Here is a 17,645-nt window from a genome sequence, read left to right as displayed (position 1 = left end):
GAAATGTTAACTCCTAAATTTCAACATCAACCTCAGTGGCAAGAAGAATTTGGTCTGGATGTTTTGGTTGAAGAAGAACCTAAAAATGTATTGGTTTTACACAACGATGATCATAATACTTTTGATTTCGTTATCGAATCTCTAGTAAAAGTCTGTTTGCATACGCTGGAACAAGCAGAACAATGCACTTGGCTGGTTCATTACAAAGGAAAATGTGAAGTGAAAACCGGAAGTTTCAAATTTCTGGAACCGATGTGTACGGCACTACTCGACAGAGGGCTGAGTGCGGAAATCGTTTAGAAATTAGCAATATAGAATAAACCTTCAATGTCATTTACAGTTTGAGAATGTCTTGAAGGTTTTTAGATTTTGGATTGCGTTACAATACAATTCATAAAAAAAACCACCCTTTACGAGTGGTTTTTCATTTTATATCAAAACTTGATTAAGCTTCTTCAGATGGTGTTTCAGTTTCAGTTGAAACTTCCTCAACTTTTGCTTCCACAACTTCTTCTACTTTTGGTTTTTTCTCAAACAAAGGATTGTCATAGTTAAAACCAGAATCGTCAGTTTTGTTAGCGTTCGCTGCTCTTTCAGCATCCATTCTAGCTACTTCGGCTTTTGCTTTTGCAGCAGCTTCAGCGCGTTGGATAGACTCTTGATCCGCTACGATTTCAAACTCGAAGTCAACTTCAACTTCTCTGTGGAAACGGATTTTCGCAACATTTTTACCCAAACGTTTGATCGTATTTCCAGGGATTTTGATGTTTTTCTTTTCGATTTCTACGCCTGCTTTGTTCAAAGCTTCCGCCAAATCTCCGTTGTTTACAGATCCAAATAATTTGTCTCCGGAACCAACTTTTGCATCGATCTTCACTTCCAAACCGTTCAATTTAGCTGATTTCTCGTTTGCAGCAGCGATCAAAGACGCTTCTTCTGCTTTACGGGTTTCCAAAACTTTGGCCAATTCCTCTCTTTGTTTTGCAGTTGCAATCACTGCTTTTCCGTTAGGAATCAAAAAGTTACGGGCATACCCTGGTTTTACTGAAACGATTTCGAATTCAAAACCTAAATTTTCTACATCTTGCTTTAAAATAATGTCCATTTTATCTACTTTTTAGGTTTTACTTATTTTAATTGGTCACCGATGAAAGGCATCAAAGCAATGTGTCTTGCACGTTTGATAGCTTGTGAAACTTTTCTTTGGTACTTCATAGAAGTTCCGGTATAACGACGTGGTAAAATTTTACCTTGCTCGTTTACGAACTGTAACAAGAAATCTGGATCTTTATAATCCACATATTTAATTCCGTATTTTTTGAAACGACAGAATTTCTTGGTTGTTTGTGTCTGAATGTCTAATTGAGATAAATAACGGATCTCGCTTTCACCTCCTTCTGCAGCTTTTTTTGCTAATTCGTCAATTGCCATAATCCTAATTTTTAAGCGTTAGATTTTTGAGATTTTTGTTTCGTTCTGCGTTTTTCAGCCCAATCAATTCCGTGTTTGTCTAGTTTTACAGTCAAATAACGGATGATACGTTCGTCACGTTTGTACATCAATTCAAGACCGGCAACAACTTCATTGTTATCAGTTTTGAATTCTAGCAAATGGTAAAAACCATTGCGTTTGTTCTGAATCGGGTACGCTAATTTTTTCAAGCCCCAATTTTCTTTTGCTACGATTTCCGCATTGCTCTCAGCAAGGAAATCTTCCACTTTTTTTACTGCTTCCTCCACCTGCGCGTCAGATAGAACGGGAGTTAAAATGAAAACAGTTTCGTAATGAGTCATTTAAATAATTTTTAATTTGGGTTGCAAATGTAGGGCTTCTTTATCATTTGACCAAACTAAAAATCGTTTATTTCGAAGTGATTACTTCATCGAAGCTTGTTTCAATAATAATTGATCATGAATACTGCGTGTAGTCGGTTTGTTTCCGCCCGTATGGAAAATAAACATGCCGGTTTCTACATTGAGAAATAATTTTTCCTGACCATCATTAATGCTGAACCATTTGAGCAAACCATTGATCAAATTCTCCCCTTCCCAAAACACTTTTGAATTCCTCAAATCAAAGGTATGTTCAAATCCGGTCGTACTTTTAAAAACAGCCAAATCACCAACCACATAAATGACACCACTTCCTTGAAAAGCTTTTAATTTGATGATTTTGTCTTGTTGGTTGCCGCGGTTGTACCGCACAAATGCATGAAATTCAGCGTCTGAAGGCAATGTTTCCAGCAATTTTTTCTGCTTCTTTTTACGGCTTTGGGCTGCTACATAAGCAATTAGAAAAATTCCGCCGATGAGCAAAATGAAAAACAAAAACAAAAATAGCAGAATGAAGATTTCTGATGACATAGATGTTGAATTTGAATTCTAAATCAAACTTACAAAATAAGACCAATAAAATAATTATATTTGGTTGTACTTAGTAAATCCTTAACACCATGAGAAGTAGAAATTCAGGATTTTGGTTACGCATCTTGATCGCTGCCGGAATCGTCATTTTTTCCCTGATTAAATTTTATTCGTCTTCCGAAGTCAACGAAATCACAGGTGAAAAACAATACATCAGTTTAAACAAAGAAGAGGAAATTGCGCTCGGTCTGAATTCCGCACCACAAATGGCGGCCGAATTCGGCGGTCTCAGCACAAATGCTCAAGCTCGGTATTTGGTGGATTCCATCGGACAGAGCATCATCCGCAACAGTACTGCCGCGCAATCCAAATACCCGTTTGATTTCCATTTACTTGCCGACAACCAAACGGTGAATGCATTTGCACTTCCAGGCGGACAGATTTTTATCACCGAAGGCTTGCTTGGACGATTGGAAAACATCGACCAATTGGCTGGAGTTCTCGGTCATGAAGCCGGTCACGTCATCGCTCGCCATAGTGCCCAACAAATGGCCAAACAAGAGCTTTCACAAGGAATAGCCGGAGCAGCGGGTGTCGCAGGTGGCGACGCCAATTCGGCTTATTATGCACAAGTTGTCGCCAATATGGTCAACATGAAATATGGTCGCGAAGATGAATTGGAAAGTGATGAGCTCGGTGTTCGCTTCATGATCGAAGCGGGTTATAATCCCGAAGCTTTGATCGGGGTAATGGATATTCTCGAACAAGCCTCCGGTGGAAGTCAAGTTCCCGAATTTCAAAGTACGCACCCTTCTCCGGACAATCGTCGGGAGAAAATCAGAGAAGCGATAGAGAAATACAGAACGAAATAAAGTGGTTGAGTGGTTGAGTTGTTGAATGTTGAAAAAAATTCTCAAGCTTTATAATGATGACTTTTGAGTAATTAGTAAAAATATTCGTAATTCGTAATTCAAATTTCCTCCTGACATACTGTTGTCATTTCCACATTTTAATTTTGTTTTAGAATTAAAAATTAACTCAAAAAAACAAGATTATGAACACAACAGCAGCAAACACCCAATCCATCCTTTCATCAGAAGAAATCCTAACTCACTGGCAAGGCCACAGAGGATTGACAAGAAGAGTCATCGAAGCCTTTCCTGAAAAAGAATTATTTGAATTTTCCATCGGCGGAATGCGTCCTTTCAGCGAAATGACCAAAGAACTTCTGGCCATCGCCGTTCCCGGCTTAACCCAAATCGCGCATGACAAAGAAACAGAATTGGAAGAAAAACGGGACGAATTGAAAACCAAACAGGATTTGTTAAACGCTTGGGATCAATCCACTGATGAAATCAATGCGCTTTGGAAATTGGTTAAACCGGAACGTTTACGGGAAGAAATCAATTTGTTTGGACAATACAATAACATTGGCATCAAAAGCGTCCAATATTTCATCGACAACGAAATCCATCACCGCGGTCAGGGATATGTTTATTTAAGAGCTTTGGGAATTGAGCCTCCGTATTTTTGGGAGCATTAATTTAGGTAAATCTTACGGTTTTCTTGTGTACTTTAGTGGATTCTTTGTGTGCTTTGTGTTTAAATTTAACCACAATGTGCACAAGGAATTACACTAAGAACTCAAATCTAATTTCCCTATTTCTAAAAGCTCAAACCGTCTACATTCATCTGCAGATGTGCATCGGTATCAATTACAACCGTTAAATTTTGATTGAAAACCAAAATCTGACTTGGGTACAAATCCACTACTCTTCCTTTTAAATAAATGCCCGGAAAGTATTCTTTATTAAAATTCTCGGTCAAACTTTTTTTTGAAGCTGAAATGATTTCATCCATCGGGATGCCGTACTCCTCGCCTATCATCCTTTTGATTTTTCCTTCAAATAAAGTCGCCACCGTTTTATGAAATAGGTTTTTGGTTTTCAATTTGAAATCAATTTTGGATAAAACAATTTTCTGTTTATCCGCATCATAAACCGGAATGCCTTTGATGATAGAAGTTCCACTAACTTCGCCGATAGTTTCGGCCTCGATGACGACATAAAATTCTTCCGAATACACTTTTACATCCGTGATTTTCACTTTGTTTTTTTCACTGGTTAAGACGAATTCCTGATTCAGAAATTGGGCTTTGGCCAATTGGGTTGCTTTTTCAAATGAAACATTGGCCGTGGTTTTCAGATTGAAATCGGGATTCATTTCTTCTTTCAGTATATAATTGGGAAATGTAATTTGTAATGGAGAAGGAAGTGGAATTCTTCCAATAAAAGTTTCCGAATACAAATCCAGTCCCACAGTGGTTTTGATGTAATCCGCATAAATTTTCACCGGTGACAAATAGACTTTTTCCGGTGTCAGTTTCAGCCAAGTATTGTATTCCTCCGAAATGTTGATCGGCGAACTGAAATTGTTCCAAACTGCCAACAAATAAGGTTTCAAATCAAAACTTTCCTTGATTTTATCGTCAATTACCGATGTGAATTTGGCTTGTTGTTCGGTCAAAGTTTCTTCGATCAAAGAAGAAATCGGGATTTTCACTTTTCCATAATCCAAAACCGGTTTTACCGTCCAGTCAAATCCATGGGTTTTGGTTTGGGTTTTCAGTGTCCAATCAGGTTGGAATTCGACAGAAGAAATAAATTTCATCGTCACATGGAAATTGGTGTCTTGGTATACATAATATCCCATTCCACCATAGCCTTGTTCCGCCCAAATTTTCAGTGGAACTTCGATCAGAAAACGGTTTTCTTTCAGCGCTGTCAATTTAATTTTATCGCTTTTCTCGACACGGACTTTGAACTGGTCGTTGTCGTTGTCCGTATACGAATTGTCTTCAAACAAAACGCCCGTAACCGAGCCATTGATCAAGTTATTTACCTCAGCAACAGGAATGGAAATCGGCAAGGTAAGATGAGACTTGATTTTAGGAAAAGTATAGATTTCGTCGGTTTGGGCGAATGAAAATCCACTTAAAATCAATAAACCGACGATGAATAACATTCGAAAATAATTTGACTTCATATAAGGCAAAATGAATCGTTATCATAACAAGATTTGCACCAAAAAATTGTCCGAATAAAAATTTATCCGGACAATCATTTTTTATGATTTGAATTTCAACTAGTCGATGCGTTCATTTTTGATTTCTTCTACGATCTCCGGATTTAAAAGCGTAGAAATATCCCCGAAATTGGAGAAATCTCCTTCTGCTATTTTGCGAAGGATCCTACGCATGATTTTACCGGAACGGGTTTTTGGAAGACCGGAAACGAATTGGATTTTGTCCAATTTAGCAATCGGACCGATGTGACTTGAAATATGTTCGTTGATCTCACGCCTCAAATTATCACGATCGCGTACTTCTCCTGTTTCTTTTAACGTAATATAGCCATAAAGTGCATTTCCTTTCACATCATGTGGAAAACCTACGATCGCTGATTCTGCAACTGCCGGATGCTCGTTGATCGCATCTTCAATCGGTGCCGTTCCAAGGTTATGACCTGAAACAATTACGACATCATCTACTCTACCAGTTATCCTGTAATAACCCACTTCGTCACGTAATGCGCCGTCACCTGTAAAATATTTCCCTCGGAAAGCAGAAAAATACGTATCCACAAATCGTTGATGATCACCCCAGATCGTTCTTGCCATTCCCGGCCAAGGGAATTTGATGCAGAGACTTCCTACGACTTGGTTGTCTTCCAGTTCATTTCGGCGTTCATCCATCAAAACCGGTTGAATCCCCGGAAGTGGTAGCGTCGCATAAGTCGGTTTGGTCGGCGTAATAAATGGAAGTGGCGCAATCATGATTCCACCAGTTTCGGTTTGCCACCAAGTATCGGTAATTGGTGCTGTCTTTTTCCCGACATTGTTGTTGTACCAATGCCAAGCTTCTTCATTAATCGGTTCACCAACGGAACCCAAAACCTTGATGGAGGATAAATCATGGTTTTCTACAAAACTGAGATTTTCTTTGGCAAGTGCACGAATCGCTGTAGGAGCGGTATAAAATTGTGTAACTTCATGTTTATCAATCACATTCCAAAATCTACCAAAATCAGGATACGAAGGAACGCCTTCAAATAAAACCGTTGTCGCACCATTTAAAAGTGGACCATACACGATGTAGGAATGACCGGTAATCCAACCGATATCAGCCGTACACCAATAGACATCGTTTTCTTTGTAATTGAAAATATTTTTAAAGGTATAAGCTGTGTAGACCATATATCCGCCTATCGTATGTACCATTCCTTTTGGTTTTCCTGTAGATCCTGATGTATATAAAATGAACAATGGATCTTCTGCGTCCATGATTTCGGCGACATGATCTTTGGCTGCATTTTCCAGTAATTCTTCCATCCAAAAATCACGTCCTTCTTTCATTTGGATTTCAGAGTTGGTTCGTTTTACGACCAAAACTTTTTCAATGGTTGGACAGTTCACAAGTGCATCATCTACAATTCCTTTTAAATCGATGGATTTACTTCCTCGGTAAGCTCCATCTGAAGTCAAAACCAGTTTACAATCAGAATCTTGTATGCGTGATGATAAAGCTGATGCGGAGAAACCGGCAAATACGACCGAATGAATCGCTCCTACCCTTGCGCAGGCCAATAAAGCGATGGCCAACTCGGGTATCATCGGAAGATAGATACAGACCCGATCTCCTTTTTGGATGCCTTGTTCTTTCAACACATTGGCCATTTTACAAACCCTTTCGTGCAATTCTAAATACGAGATATGCTGTGCTGGTTCATTTGGATTATTGGGTTCAAAAATGATGGCTGTCTTCTCACCTCTTTTATTCAGATGCCGATCGATACAGTTTTTTACAATGTTAACTTTCCCGTTTTTGAACCATTTGATGTCCGCATGGATCATATCATATTCCAGTACTTTGTCCCATTTTTGGTACCAATTGAAATTCTCATCGGCAATGGTTCCCCAAAATTCTTCCGGATTTCGTACTGATTTGTTATAGATTTTAAAGTAGTCTTCTAAACTTCCGATTTCGTAGTAATTCATTGTGTCAATTAATTTTAATAGTTAAAAATACAAATTTAATATGCGTTAAAAAAAGTATATTTACTAATTTGGTATACATCAAAAGCATTTATTCCCATTCAAAACAAAGGTTTTGAAATCAATTGACCCTAAACCATATATCAAAATCAGGCTTCCATCAATTCATTGACTTTCTCTACGACATTTTTTAAAGAAAAAGGTTTGGTAATATAAGCATCAACACCCATTTCCAACCCTTTCTGGATATCATCTTCTTTATTTTTGGCGGTTAAAAACACAACCTTACAGTCTTGCAGTCTTTTATCTGATCTGATTGTATTTAAGGTTTCATAACCGTCCACTTTTGGCATCATGATATCGAGGATGATGGCCTCTGGAATTTCATTTTCCAAAATAGATAAAGCTTCTTCACCATCTCTTGCAATAAATACTTCAAAATCATTTTTTTTAAAGGTATATTCAAGCGTCATCACGATATTGGGTTCATCATCTACGATTAATATTTTTTTCTTCATTTGATGAATTTAGGGATTATAAAACAAAAGGTAACGCCTATTTTTTCATTTTCTGCCCAAATTTTTCCTTTATGAGCATCGATAATTTGTTTACAAATCGTCAATCCAAGACCACTACCAATCGGCTTTTTCAATGTTTGTTGACTAGATTGAAAGAATTTATCAAACAATAAATTTACATCATCTTCCGGAATATGTTTTCCGTTGTTATAAAATTTAAAAAGGGTTTCGTTTTCTGATTCAAAAACTGAAATTTCTATCTGCGGATGCTCTTTGTCACTAAATTTAATGGCATTTGAAACCAAATTTTGGATGACTTGGATGATTCTTTCTTGATCAAATTGAATTGGATTCAAATTCGCAGGAATATGAAATTCTATTTCTATATTTTCTTTTTGGATCAATTGATTCAAAGGGCTCAATGCTTGATTTAGGGTTTCCAGTATTTTGTGCTCATTCAGATGAATTTTCTGATTTCCCGATTCAAATTTCTCTAAATCCAAAACGGTATTGATCAATCGATTCAACCGATCAGATTCAGTTATGATATTTTGTAAAAATTTCATTTTCAGTTCTTCCGGCACTTCATGATCATCATGTAATATTTCGCCTGCTGCGCGAATGGCGGTAATGGGCGTTCTTAATTCATGGGTTACCGTACTAAGGAATTCGTCTTTTTGTTTGTCTTTTATCAGCAATTTTTCGTTGGCCAACTTCAATTGAGCCGAAAGATTTTTTAATTCATTTGAGGTTTCGGTCAGTTTTTTATTCAGCATGATGGTTTCTTTAGATTCTTCCAAAATGGTCAAAACTTCAGGTAACGTAATTTTCTCTTCTTTGACCACACTCGAAATCAAAATGCGCGCTGAAGCCGTTCCGATATGTCCTGTCAATAAATTTTCTGCAAACTTTATCAATCGGGAATCTGCTTTTTCTTGCTTTTTATCGACATTGTACTTCAAATTAAAAATATTCAAAGCTCTTTTGGTTCTTGCTTCACCTAAAAATCGGATCAAAACTTGTTCGATGTCACGCGTATAAGCTGTTCCCTTCCAAATAAATGCGTTCTCATGATTGTTCGTGTATTGATCGATATCGACATACATTTCTGCATAATTTCGTTCTCTATAATTTCCCTTAAAGCTAACTGAGACGGCGGCATAAGTAAAAACATTGACCCATAAACTCCAAAAAAGTGCATGCGGAATGGGTTCTAAGAATTCAATTCCCAATAGTTGAAATGGTTTGAGTGCAGAAATATGAAAAGGACCATCTGAAATAAACGTAGATGAACTATCATAAACGCCTATAAAAGTCGGTAAAAGCAGGGTATAAAAACAAACCAAAAATCCGAGGATGATTCCGGATATTGCGCCCGCTTCTGATCCTCTTTTCCAAAATAAAGACCCAAAAAACACCGGTCCAAGTTGGGCGATAATCACAAATGAAATCATCCCGATCGAGACCAAATTATAATCTAAAACTAAAAATCGATAGATGAAATAGGCCAAAATGATCAATAAAAAAATGCTGATTCGACGGATATTTAAAATGCGACTTTCATTTTCCCTTGGTTCTACAGATTTTAATTGTCCTAAAAAACCATAAGGAATCAATATATTATTACTCAACATCGTAGACAAACCGATACACGAAACAATGATCATGGAAATGGCGGCTGAAAATCCACCTAAAAATACAAGGACAGTAATGAATTTGTTTCCAAATAATTGCGGAATCAATAAAGCATATAAGTCAGAATTTACTTTTTCACCTTCAAATAAAATATTTCCACCCCAAGCGATCGGATAAACAAATAAATTGAAAATCAACATATACAAGGGAAACAACCATATCGCTGTTTTGATATGACTTTCTCGGTTGTTCTCTATGACGGTCATTTGGAATTGTCGAGGCAGTAAGAATATAGCAAACATGGAAAGTACACAAAGGAAAAACCAATTCACACCGCCGGAAAGACTGCCAATCGTATTGCGTTGATCAAAATTCGCAAACTGACTTGCTTTTGCATAAATATCCCCAAATCCGTCAAAAACAAAAAAAGTCACATAAACCCCAACCAACACAAAGAAAAACAATTTCAACACGGATTCCATTGCGACAGCCGTAACTATCCCGATTCTTTTCTGCGAAGCATCACTATAACGAGTTCCATAATATGACGCAAATCCAGCCAAAACAATGGCTACATAAGTGGTCGTGTCATTAAAAATATGCGTGGATTCAGTTTGGGTTACGACATGAAAGGTTTCTGAAATCGCTTTGAGTTGTAAAGAAATATAGGGCAATATCCCAAATATACAGATCAAAGTCACCAGCCCACCTAAAATCCTACTATTTTGATACCTGAGCGAAATAAAATCAGCCAAACTGGAAATCTTATTGATACGCGAAATCCGCAAAATCTTACGTAAAACCACTATCCAAAAGGGAATAATGATAATAGGACCTATATAAGTAGTCAAATATGTAATACCGGAATGAGCCGCCACACCTGTACTTCCATAGTAAGTCCAAGCTGAACAGTATACAGCCAAAGAAAGCGAATATACATAGGGATTATTTAACAATCGACTCTGTCTCTTTTTTTCACTCCAATGGGCTACTGCAAATAAAATCCCCATGTAGAACAATAAAATTACCAGAAGAATCAAGACATTATTCACCGTATCGCTTTATTATTAAGAAACTGAACAAACTGGTCAATGCCCAAACCGAAAAAATATACACATAAAAAACCGGCATTCCTCCTATTTGTCCACGGTAATCTGCTACTAAAACCAAAGGCAAGTTAAAGGCAATCAAAAGGAAAATCGATATAATGACCAATTTCTGTTCGTGGCGTTTTTTCATCTATTAAAATTTCCATCAAAAACCTATGATTCAGGCACTTAATCATTTTGGAGATTATCGAACTTTGCTCTGACAAATGCCCACTATGGGTTTTCATACTAAATTTTGTTAAAAATACGAATTCTACTTCCAAAAATGGAAGTAGAATTCGAAATTCGAAACCAATTATCAATTATCAATGATTTACGGCTTCACCTGCGCCAGAAGGAATCCTGATGTTTTCTACTATTTCTTGAACTTCTTCCGGAGGAGCCGGTGTAAACTGATTGATCACCAGTGCAACGATAAAGTTCACCAACATCGCAATCGTTCCAAATCCTTCAGGAGAAATCCCAAACCACCAACTCTCTTTTAGTCCTGCAACTGCGTCTTTTCCTCCATCAAATATTCCAAATTTAAATTTCAACATATAGAAAAGCATCAATGACATTCCCACTACCATACCGGCAATCGCGCCTTCTTTGTTCATCTTTTTATAGAAAATACCCAAAATAATGGCCGGAAAGAAAGAAGCTGCCGCCAATCCAAATGCAAGCGCCACAACAGCTGCGACAAATCCCGGAGGATTGATCCCGAAATAGCCGGCAACACAAACCGCCAAAGCTGCAGAAATACGCGCTGCCCATAATTCTCCTTTTTCTGAAATATCCGGTTTGACCATTTTTTTGATCAAATCATGCGAAACCGAAGACGAAATTACCAGAAGCAGTCCGGCAGCTGTTGATAGCGCTGCAGCCAATCCTCCAGCTGCAACCAATGCTATGACCCAATTTGGAAGTTGTGCGATTTCAGGATTAGCCAAAACCATGATGTCGTTATCGATGGTCAATTCATTTGCATTGGCATCTGCAACATATTGGATTTTCCCATCTTGGTTTTTATCATCAAAGGCCAATAATCCGGTTTCTTCCCAATTACTGAACCATTGAGGCATGCTAGCATATTCATTATTGCTAACGGTTTCGATCAAATTCGTTTTGGCAAAAACCGCAATTGCAGGTGCTGTCGTATACAAAATAGCGATGAACAACAATGCCAAACCTGCAGATTTTCTGGCATCTTTTACTCGTTTCACCGTAAAAAACCTAACAATTACATGCGGTAATCCTGCCGTACCTACCATCAAAGCGAGTGTAATGGCAAAAACATCTATGGTGGATTTCGTGCCGCTCGTATATTCGGCAAAGCCCAATTCGGTTTGCAATCCATTGAGTTTATCCAACAAATAAACGCCAGAACCATCTGAAAGCGTACCGCCCATCCCAAATTGTGGAATCGGATTGTTGGTCATTTGGATCGAAATAAAAATGGCCGGAACCATAAAGGCAAAAATCAAAACACAATATTGTGCAACTTGTGTGTAAGTAATTCCTTTCATTCCTCCTAAAACCGCATAAAAAAGCACGATGATCATCCCGATGATCACGCCGGTATTGATGTCCACTTCCAGAAATCTTGAAAAAACAACACCTACACCCCGCATTTGACCTGCGATATAAGTAAAAGAAACGATCAGTGCACAAATTACTGCAACAGCTCTAGCTGTTTTAGAATAAAATCGGTCACCGATGAAATCCGGAACGGTAAACTTCCCAAACTTCCTCAAATAAGGCGCTAAAAGCAATGCCAATAAGACATATCCGCCTGTCCAACCCATCAAATAAACTGCCCCGTCATATCCGGCAAATGAAATGATTCCCGCCATCGAAATAAAAGAGGCCGCACTCATCCAGTCTGCCGCTGTTGCCATTCCATTTGCAAGTGGCGAAACTCCTCCACCTGCAACATAAAATTCTTTAGTAGAACCGGCTCTCGACCAAATTGCAATTCCGATGTAAAGCGCAAAAGAAATTCCTACTATGATATAAGTCCATATTTGTACATTCATAAAATTCGTTTTAAAGGTTAGTTATCGTATCCGTATTTTTTATCCAACTTGTTCATCAAGACTACATACACAAATATGAGGATGACAAACACATAAATAGATCCTTGTTGCGCAAACCAAAACCCTAACGGGAATCCGCCCAATTTCACGGCATTCAACGCATCTGCAAAGATGATCCCGGCTGCGTACGAAACTAAAAACCAAATGGTCAGTAAAATGGATAGATACTTTAAATTCTCTTTCCAATATGCTTTTGCTTTATTGTCTAAATTCATAATGCTTATTTTAAATTTTTATAAAAAGATCATCGCTTGGATGGTGATTTGGTCGTTTTGATTTTCAGGTAAATCAAATGCTTTTTGGTATTCCACTGTCAATTTTGCATTTTGACCATCGATGTACCAATTGGCGCCGGCGCGTAGTTCTTTTGCCGGTTCGATTAAACCTTTGAAATCTCTGTGCGAATAAGCCACATAGGGCTGGATGCGGTTTCTGAATTTATTTTCTTCTGCAGATTTCGGAATCAAATAGCCGACATGACCATAAAATTGACCGCCATTTCCATAAATCCTACCATTTAAATAATCTTCACCCATCTTTGAATTTTGGTAACCGGCATACGCTGTGATTGCTCCTCCTGAACTCCCGATCGGTGAATCATAAAAAACATCTGCTCCTATATGCGAAACGTCCTCCGCTTCAAGGGTTCCGGCATTATTAAAAGCGATCCCATCCGGATGATAGAAAAATCCTGCACCGACATTCAGGACTTTTTTGGTTCCCAAATAGGTTCCGACTTTATAAGGAAGAAAATTGGATTCGCTGTCCAGAAATTGATATTCAAAATAGCCTGAATAAGCATATTTTCCTTCATTTAAAAGAGCTTTTCCTAAATAGGCTTCCTGACCTGACTCCAAAACGGTATTGGCATCGCCATCGAGTGAATTGGTCAGCACATCATTTACTGAAGCTCGATACTCCAATTTCCCTATTTTCCCTTTGGCATAAATCCCCAAATGACGCGCAAACTGATCTGTCAACCCGAGCGTACTCCATGAAGACCTGTTGTTATCCATGGTCAAAAAATTCAAAGTACTTGCACTGTTCAGTCGGCTGATTCCGTTCCAATAATGTAATCCGGCACCAACCTGAAGCTCAGGAATCACATTAAATTCTCCCCAAGCATCATGGAGAAACAATTGCGCATCTCCATTTTTACCTGTTGGAGATAAATTGTTGTCATTCAAAGAATTCAACCCAAAATGTGTCAAAATCATAAAACGTTGACTGATCTGCGCATACATTAAAACCCGGGCACGACGCACCGAAATTCCATCATTTGGGCTACTTCCCTCTACATCCTGCGCCCAAAATTGCCCCCAAGAAATAAAACGAAGGTGTTTGCTTCCATCCTCATTGAATTTGATGTTCAATCCTCCAGTGTATTCGTCGGCATATTGCGCCATTGAAAATATCCCCAAAGAAAAAAGGATGATAAAAAATTTGTTCCTCATAGTGTAATTAATTTTAGTGTTAATTGCACACTTCAACTTGAATAAAATAGATTTTTCAAGTCATTTACAATTATTTATACAACAATTGTCCAAGTGTATAGCGAACACTAAAATGAATTAATCCTAAAAAAAATAAAAATTAGATATATATTTTTGCTAATTTACAATAGCTAATCTTTAAAACGCTCCCATTTGATCAACATGAACTTATCTCCAAGCTCCGTTATGACCATTCCCGCACCTGATAGATTCTGTTTATTTTTCATGAATTCTACAATTTCTTCATGGTTATAAATTTTATAAGTAGGATGATAGTCTTTATGTACAGGTTTTTTGATTTTGAACTCTTTCACCCAATTGCTGACTGAAACATGAGAAATACCCAAAATCCTTTCAATTTCACGGTAACTCAACCCTTCCAGATAAAGCTGCAAGGCTTTGGTCACATAATAATCATCAATCTTTTTCCCGATCTTGTTGACGGTAAAAAAATAATTGCATTTTTTACAGCGGTACCGTTGTTTATCGTTTACGATTCCACTTTTAACTATTTGCTTATGGTCACATCGGGGGCAATTGGAAATCATCATGTATATTAATTTTCCATAAATATACCAATTTTGCAAATTAATTTAAATGTTAAATAATCATTACGTTTAGATAAAATCAACAAATACCAAGATTTTGGTATAGCTACAACCAAAAATTTGCCTTTAATTTGTGCCAACGAAAAAGCTTTAATGGCTTTTCATAGGTTTAGGTTAGTTAGGTTATACCCTCGTTCTTTCAGTACGAGGGTATTTTTTTTATTTCCCAATCTAAAAATACCAAGATCTTGGTATACCGAGAGCGAAGAAAACGTCCTTACTTTGCCACATCGAAAAGCCATAATAGCTTTTCATAGGTTTAGGTTAGTTAGGTTATACCCGCATTCTTAGAGGATGCGGGTATTTTTTTATCTAAAAACATGAGAATACCAAGATCTTGGTATATTCCAATCTAAAAAAACAACCTTACTTTGTACCAACGAAAAAGCTTTAATGGCTTTTCATAGGTTTAGGTTAGTTAGGTTATACCCGCATTCTTAGAGGATGCGGGTATTTTTTTTGTAGTTCGCTGAATTTTACTTCTATTTCCCCTAGATTTACAGGGATGGATTTTAATTTAATCCTTTAAAAAATTATCTTAAAGATGAGAAAACTGAAGGGTTCGACGAGTACCGCGAGTCAATTGCTTTAACTCATAGCTTTTAGTACTTGTATTACATTCGCTGAATCTCTTTCCTCGATTTCAAGATTTTGACATGCGAAGCATCGATGGACTCCTTAAATAAATGATGAATTCGTGAATAAATTTTAAAGACGTTCATTTTAAAACTCAATCACATCACTTTCAGAAGGCAATTGATGCTGGCAGCTTTCTGACATGGTTGGCACAAATGGAACTAAGGGCGATTCATCTAGATAACCCGGTGGCAGAGCGCCCAGTTTGGTAAAGTCCGCAAAACGATATGGAAGACTTTCCATGAAAAATCCATCGGAATATTCGGTTATGCTTTGGTTCTCCGGATTGGTCAATACATGCATATGTAGATGTGGTCCGAAAGAGTTCCCTGAATTGCCCAATCGGCCTATTTCCTGACCGGTGGTCACCTCATCGCCTACTTCTACCAAAACGGAATTGGGCACCATATGACAATAAGTCCCGATGCTTCCGTCAGGATGTTTGATGTAAACGACATTTCCCGTCGCATTGTCAATACCGGTTTCATAATCCAATTCGCCCGGCGTTTGGTTATCGGGAATATCGGATCGTGTAAAAACAACGGTACCGCCCTCAGCCGCCAAAATAGGTAAGTTATAACAATGCCAATCTGAGAGCTGCGTCCCATCATTTTCATAAGGCAATCCATCTATCAATAATGCATAGTCAATCGCATAACGTTGTGGGTTATTGCCAAATAAATAGCCATTTTGGTCTTCATCAAAAATCGGTTCCGGATAAGAAAACAAGGCTCTGGTATGATAGGAATTGGCTCCGGGAGCGCCTTCTGCGATCCAAACTCCGTGAGGAACCGGAAATTGGATGGTGATCGGATCAGGGAAATCGGAAGGCAAGGTTAAATTGAAATCAAATTCTTTTTCATTTCCCATTGCATCTAAATAAGTAAACCTATGGTTCAATTGTGAAACATTCCAACCATTTTCAGGAAAAGGAAGCCAGATACTTGCCAAATGCATGTCTTCGCTCGAATTAAAATCGGTATAAGTCAGCAATTCGTTTTCAGCATTTGAAATATCAACTTTTTGAACGGATGGTGTTTTGATGTGCATTTCATAGACCAACCAAGTCCCGGAAGTATTCACCATTTTTACCGGTGGTGATGGAAGAGCAACATAAAAATCGGAAGGAGTGCTTTGGGCTTCGTCATTTTTACATGCAAAAAGCCCAATCAAGATCAAAAGACCTAAAAAGATTTGTTTCAAAGACATCATAGAGAGTTTTAGATTTTAAAGATAATCAAAACTGATTTACAAATAGAAGCACAAGGCTGTTTATAAAAATTAAGGATTGAATTTTATTCCTCGTTTTAGTTGTTGTATTTTTACCCGGAATTCAAAAAAATCAAACGTATTCAGTAGCATTTTATGGGGAAAATAATTGCCATAGCCAATCAAAAAGGAGGCGTAGGAAAAACCACAACCGCTGTCAATTTAGCAGCTTCGTTGGGTGTATTAGAAAAAAAGACTTTGTTGATTGATGCAGATCCGCAGGCCAATGCAACCTCCGGCCTGGGTTTAAATGTAGAAGAAGTAGAAGAAGGAACTTATGAAGTGCTCGAACATGAAATTACAGCCAAAGAAGCCATCCAAAAAACGGACTCTCCAAATCTGGACATCATTCCGGCACACGTAGATTTGGTAGCAGCAGAAATCGAAATCGTCGATCATGAAAACCGCGAATATTTACTCAAAGAAGCACTCAAAGAAATCAAAGACGATTACGATTACATCATCATCGATTGCGCTCCATCACTGGGCTTGATCACTTTAAATGCTTTGACCTCAGCTGATTCAGTCGTGATTCCGATCCAATGCGAATATTTCGCGCTGGAAGGTTTGGGGAAACTTTTGAATACAATCAAAGGCGTTCAACAACATCACAATAAAAACCTAGATATCGAAGGGCTTTTACTCACTATGCATGATTCGCGTTTACGACTTTCCAACCAAGTGGTAGAAGAAGTCAACAGCCATTTCCCACAAATGGTTTTTGATACGATCATCCAACGAAACGTCCGGCTTTCAGAAGCGCCGAGTTTCGGGGAAGCGATCATCGCCTATGATGCCGGAAGCAAGGGTGCGGAAAATTATTTAAATTTGGCCCGAGAATTATTGGTGAAAAATAACGATACTGTCTAAACTATTTTAAATTC

Annotated in this window: 17 protein-coding genes and 1 pseudogene; 4 read left to right on the top strand and 14 right to left on the bottom strand. The window is 37.9% G+C overall.

What is annotated here, in order from left to right:
• The first annotated feature begins 3 nt into the window (after nt 1-3).
• Entirely contained in the window at nt 4-300 is a 297-nt protein-coding gene (locus HU137_RS10890) for an ATP-dependent Clp protease adaptor ClpS (protein WP_182043884.1), read from the top strand.
• Nucleotides 301-607: 307 nt separating this feature from the next.
• Here HU137_RS10890 and rplI read toward each other — a convergent pair.
• From rplI to HU137_RS10870, 4 genes and pseudogenes are all read right to left on the bottom strand, one after another.
• Nucleotides 608-1,105, bottom strand: a pseudogene (gene rplI, locus HU137_RS10885) (50S ribosomal protein L9); the annotation flags it as partial.
• A 23-nt stretch (nt 1,106-1,128) separates the two neighbouring features.
• The gene (gene rpsR, locus HU137_RS10880) at nt 1,129-1,431 is read right to left on the bottom strand and encodes a 30S ribosomal protein S18 (RefSeq protein WP_182043882.1); all 303 of its coding nucleotides are present in this window, start codon (nt 1,429-1,431) and stop codon (nt 1,129-1,131) included.
• A gap of 11 nt (nt 1,432-1,442) precedes the next feature.
• Nucleotides 1,443-1,793, bottom strand: a complete 351-nt coding sequence (gene rpsF, locus HU137_RS10875) for a 30S ribosomal protein S6 (protein ID WP_182043881.1) — start codon at nt 1,791-1,793, stop codon at nt 1,443-1,445.
• Nucleotides 1,794-1,874: 81 nt separating this feature from the next.
• Nucleotides 1,875-2,363 carry a hypothetical protein gene (locus tag HU137_RS10870; protein ID WP_182043880.1) on the bottom strand — a complete coding sequence of 163 codons (489 nt, stop codon included), beginning with the start codon at nt 2,361-2,363 and terminating at the stop codon, nt 1,875-1,877.
• A gap of 89 nt (nt 2,364-2,452) precedes the next feature.
• On the opposite strand from HU137_RS10870, the gene HU137_RS10865 reads away from it, so the two are divergent.
• Both HU137_RS10865 and HU137_RS10860 read left to right on the top strand, forming a co-directional pair.
• On the top strand, nt 2,453-3,235 hold the full coding sequence (locus tag HU137_RS10865; protein ID WP_182043879.1) for a M48 family metalloprotease: 783 nt from the start codon (nt 2,453-2,455) through the stop codon (nt 3,233-3,235).
• Nucleotides 3,236-3,417: 182 nt separating this feature from the next.
• Nucleotides 3,418-3,906, top strand: a complete 489-nt coding sequence (locus HU137_RS10860) for a DinB family protein (RefSeq protein ID WP_182043878.1) — start codon at nt 3,418-3,420, stop codon at nt 3,904-3,906.
• A 122-nt stretch (nt 3,907-4,028) separates the two neighbouring features.
• Here HU137_RS10860 and HU137_RS10855 read toward each other — a convergent pair whose 3' ends face one another.
• The 10 genes from HU137_RS10855 to HU137_RS10810 form a co-directional block, all read right to left on the bottom strand.
• Nucleotides 4,029-5,387, bottom strand: coding sequence for a DUF4403 family protein (locus HU137_RS10855; protein ID WP_182043877.1), 1,359 nt, complete (start codon nt 5,385-5,387; stop codon nt 4,029-4,031).
• Nucleotides 5,388-5,507: 120 nt separating this feature from the next.
• Entirely contained in the window at nt 5,508-7,418 is a 1,911-nt protein-coding gene (gene acs / locus HU137_RS10850; RefSeq protein ID WP_182043876.1) for an acetate--CoA ligase, read from the bottom strand.
• A 146-nt stretch (nt 7,419-7,564) separates the two neighbouring features.
• A complete protein-coding gene (locus HU137_RS10845; RefSeq protein ID WP_182043875.1) occupies nt 7,565-7,933 on the bottom strand; it encodes a response regulator transcription factor in 369 nt (122 codons plus the stop codon).
• Nucleotides 7,930-10,578 (bottom strand): sodium:solute symporter family transporter, encoded by a 2,649-nt coding sequence (locus HU137_RS10840; RefSeq protein ID WP_182043874.1) that lies wholly within the window; start codon nt 10,576-10,578, stop codon nt 7,930-7,932. The genes HU137_RS10845 and HU137_RS10840 overlap by 4 nt, the downstream gene beginning before the upstream one ends.
• A gap of 34 nt (nt 10,579-10,612) precedes the next feature.
• The gene (locus HU137_RS10835) at nt 10,613-10,807 is read right to left on the bottom strand and encodes a hypothetical protein (protein ID WP_182043873.1); all 195 of its coding nucleotides are present in this window, start codon (nt 10,805-10,807) and stop codon (nt 10,613-10,615) included.
• 175 nt (nt 10,808-10,982) lie between these two features.
• Entirely contained in the window at nt 10,983-12,695 is a 1,713-nt protein-coding gene (locus HU137_RS10830) for a sodium:solute symporter family protein (protein WP_182043872.1), read from the bottom strand.
• 17 nt (nt 12,696-12,712) lie between these two features.
• Nucleotides 12,713-12,970, bottom strand: coding sequence for a DUF4212 domain-containing protein (locus HU137_RS10825; protein WP_182043871.1), 258 nt, complete (start codon nt 12,968-12,970; stop codon nt 12,713-12,715).
• Nucleotides 12,971-12,988: 18 nt separating this feature from the next.
• A complete protein-coding gene (locus HU137_RS10820; RefSeq protein WP_182043870.1) occupies nt 12,989-14,209 on the bottom strand; it encodes a hypothetical protein in 1,221 nt (406 codons plus the stop codon).
• A gap of 170 nt (nt 14,210-14,379) precedes the next feature.
• The gene (locus tag HU137_RS10815; protein ID WP_182043869.1) at nt 14,380-14,799 is read right to left on the bottom strand and encodes an IS1/IS1595 family N-terminal zinc-binding domain-containing protein; all 420 of its coding nucleotides are present in this window, start codon (nt 14,797-14,799) and stop codon (nt 14,380-14,382) included.
• Nucleotides 14,800-15,579: 780 nt separating this feature from the next.
• Complete coding sequence (locus HU137_RS10810; RefSeq protein ID WP_182043868.1) at nt 15,580-16,701, bottom strand: M23 family metallopeptidase; 1,122 nt, start codon at nt 16,699-16,701, stop codon at nt 15,580-15,582.
• Nucleotides 16,702-16,857: 156 nt separating this feature from the next.
• On the opposite strand from HU137_RS10810, the gene HU137_RS10805 reads away from it, so the two are divergent.
• A complete protein-coding gene (locus HU137_RS10805) occupies nt 16,858-17,631 on the top strand; it encodes a ParA family protein (RefSeq protein ID WP_182043867.1) in 774 nt (257 codons plus the stop codon).
• The last annotated feature ends 14 nt before the right edge of the window (nt 17,632-17,645 follow it).

The sequence above is a fragment of the Moheibacter lacus genome, from assembly GCF_014042165.1.
Taxonomy (GTDB): Bacteria; Bacteroidota; Bacteroidia; order Flavobacteriales; family Weeksellaceae; genus Moheibacter; species Moheibacter lacus.
The sequence above is the reverse complement of the archived record's forward strand: the minus strand, read 5'-3'. Positions and strand labels throughout refer to the sequence as shown.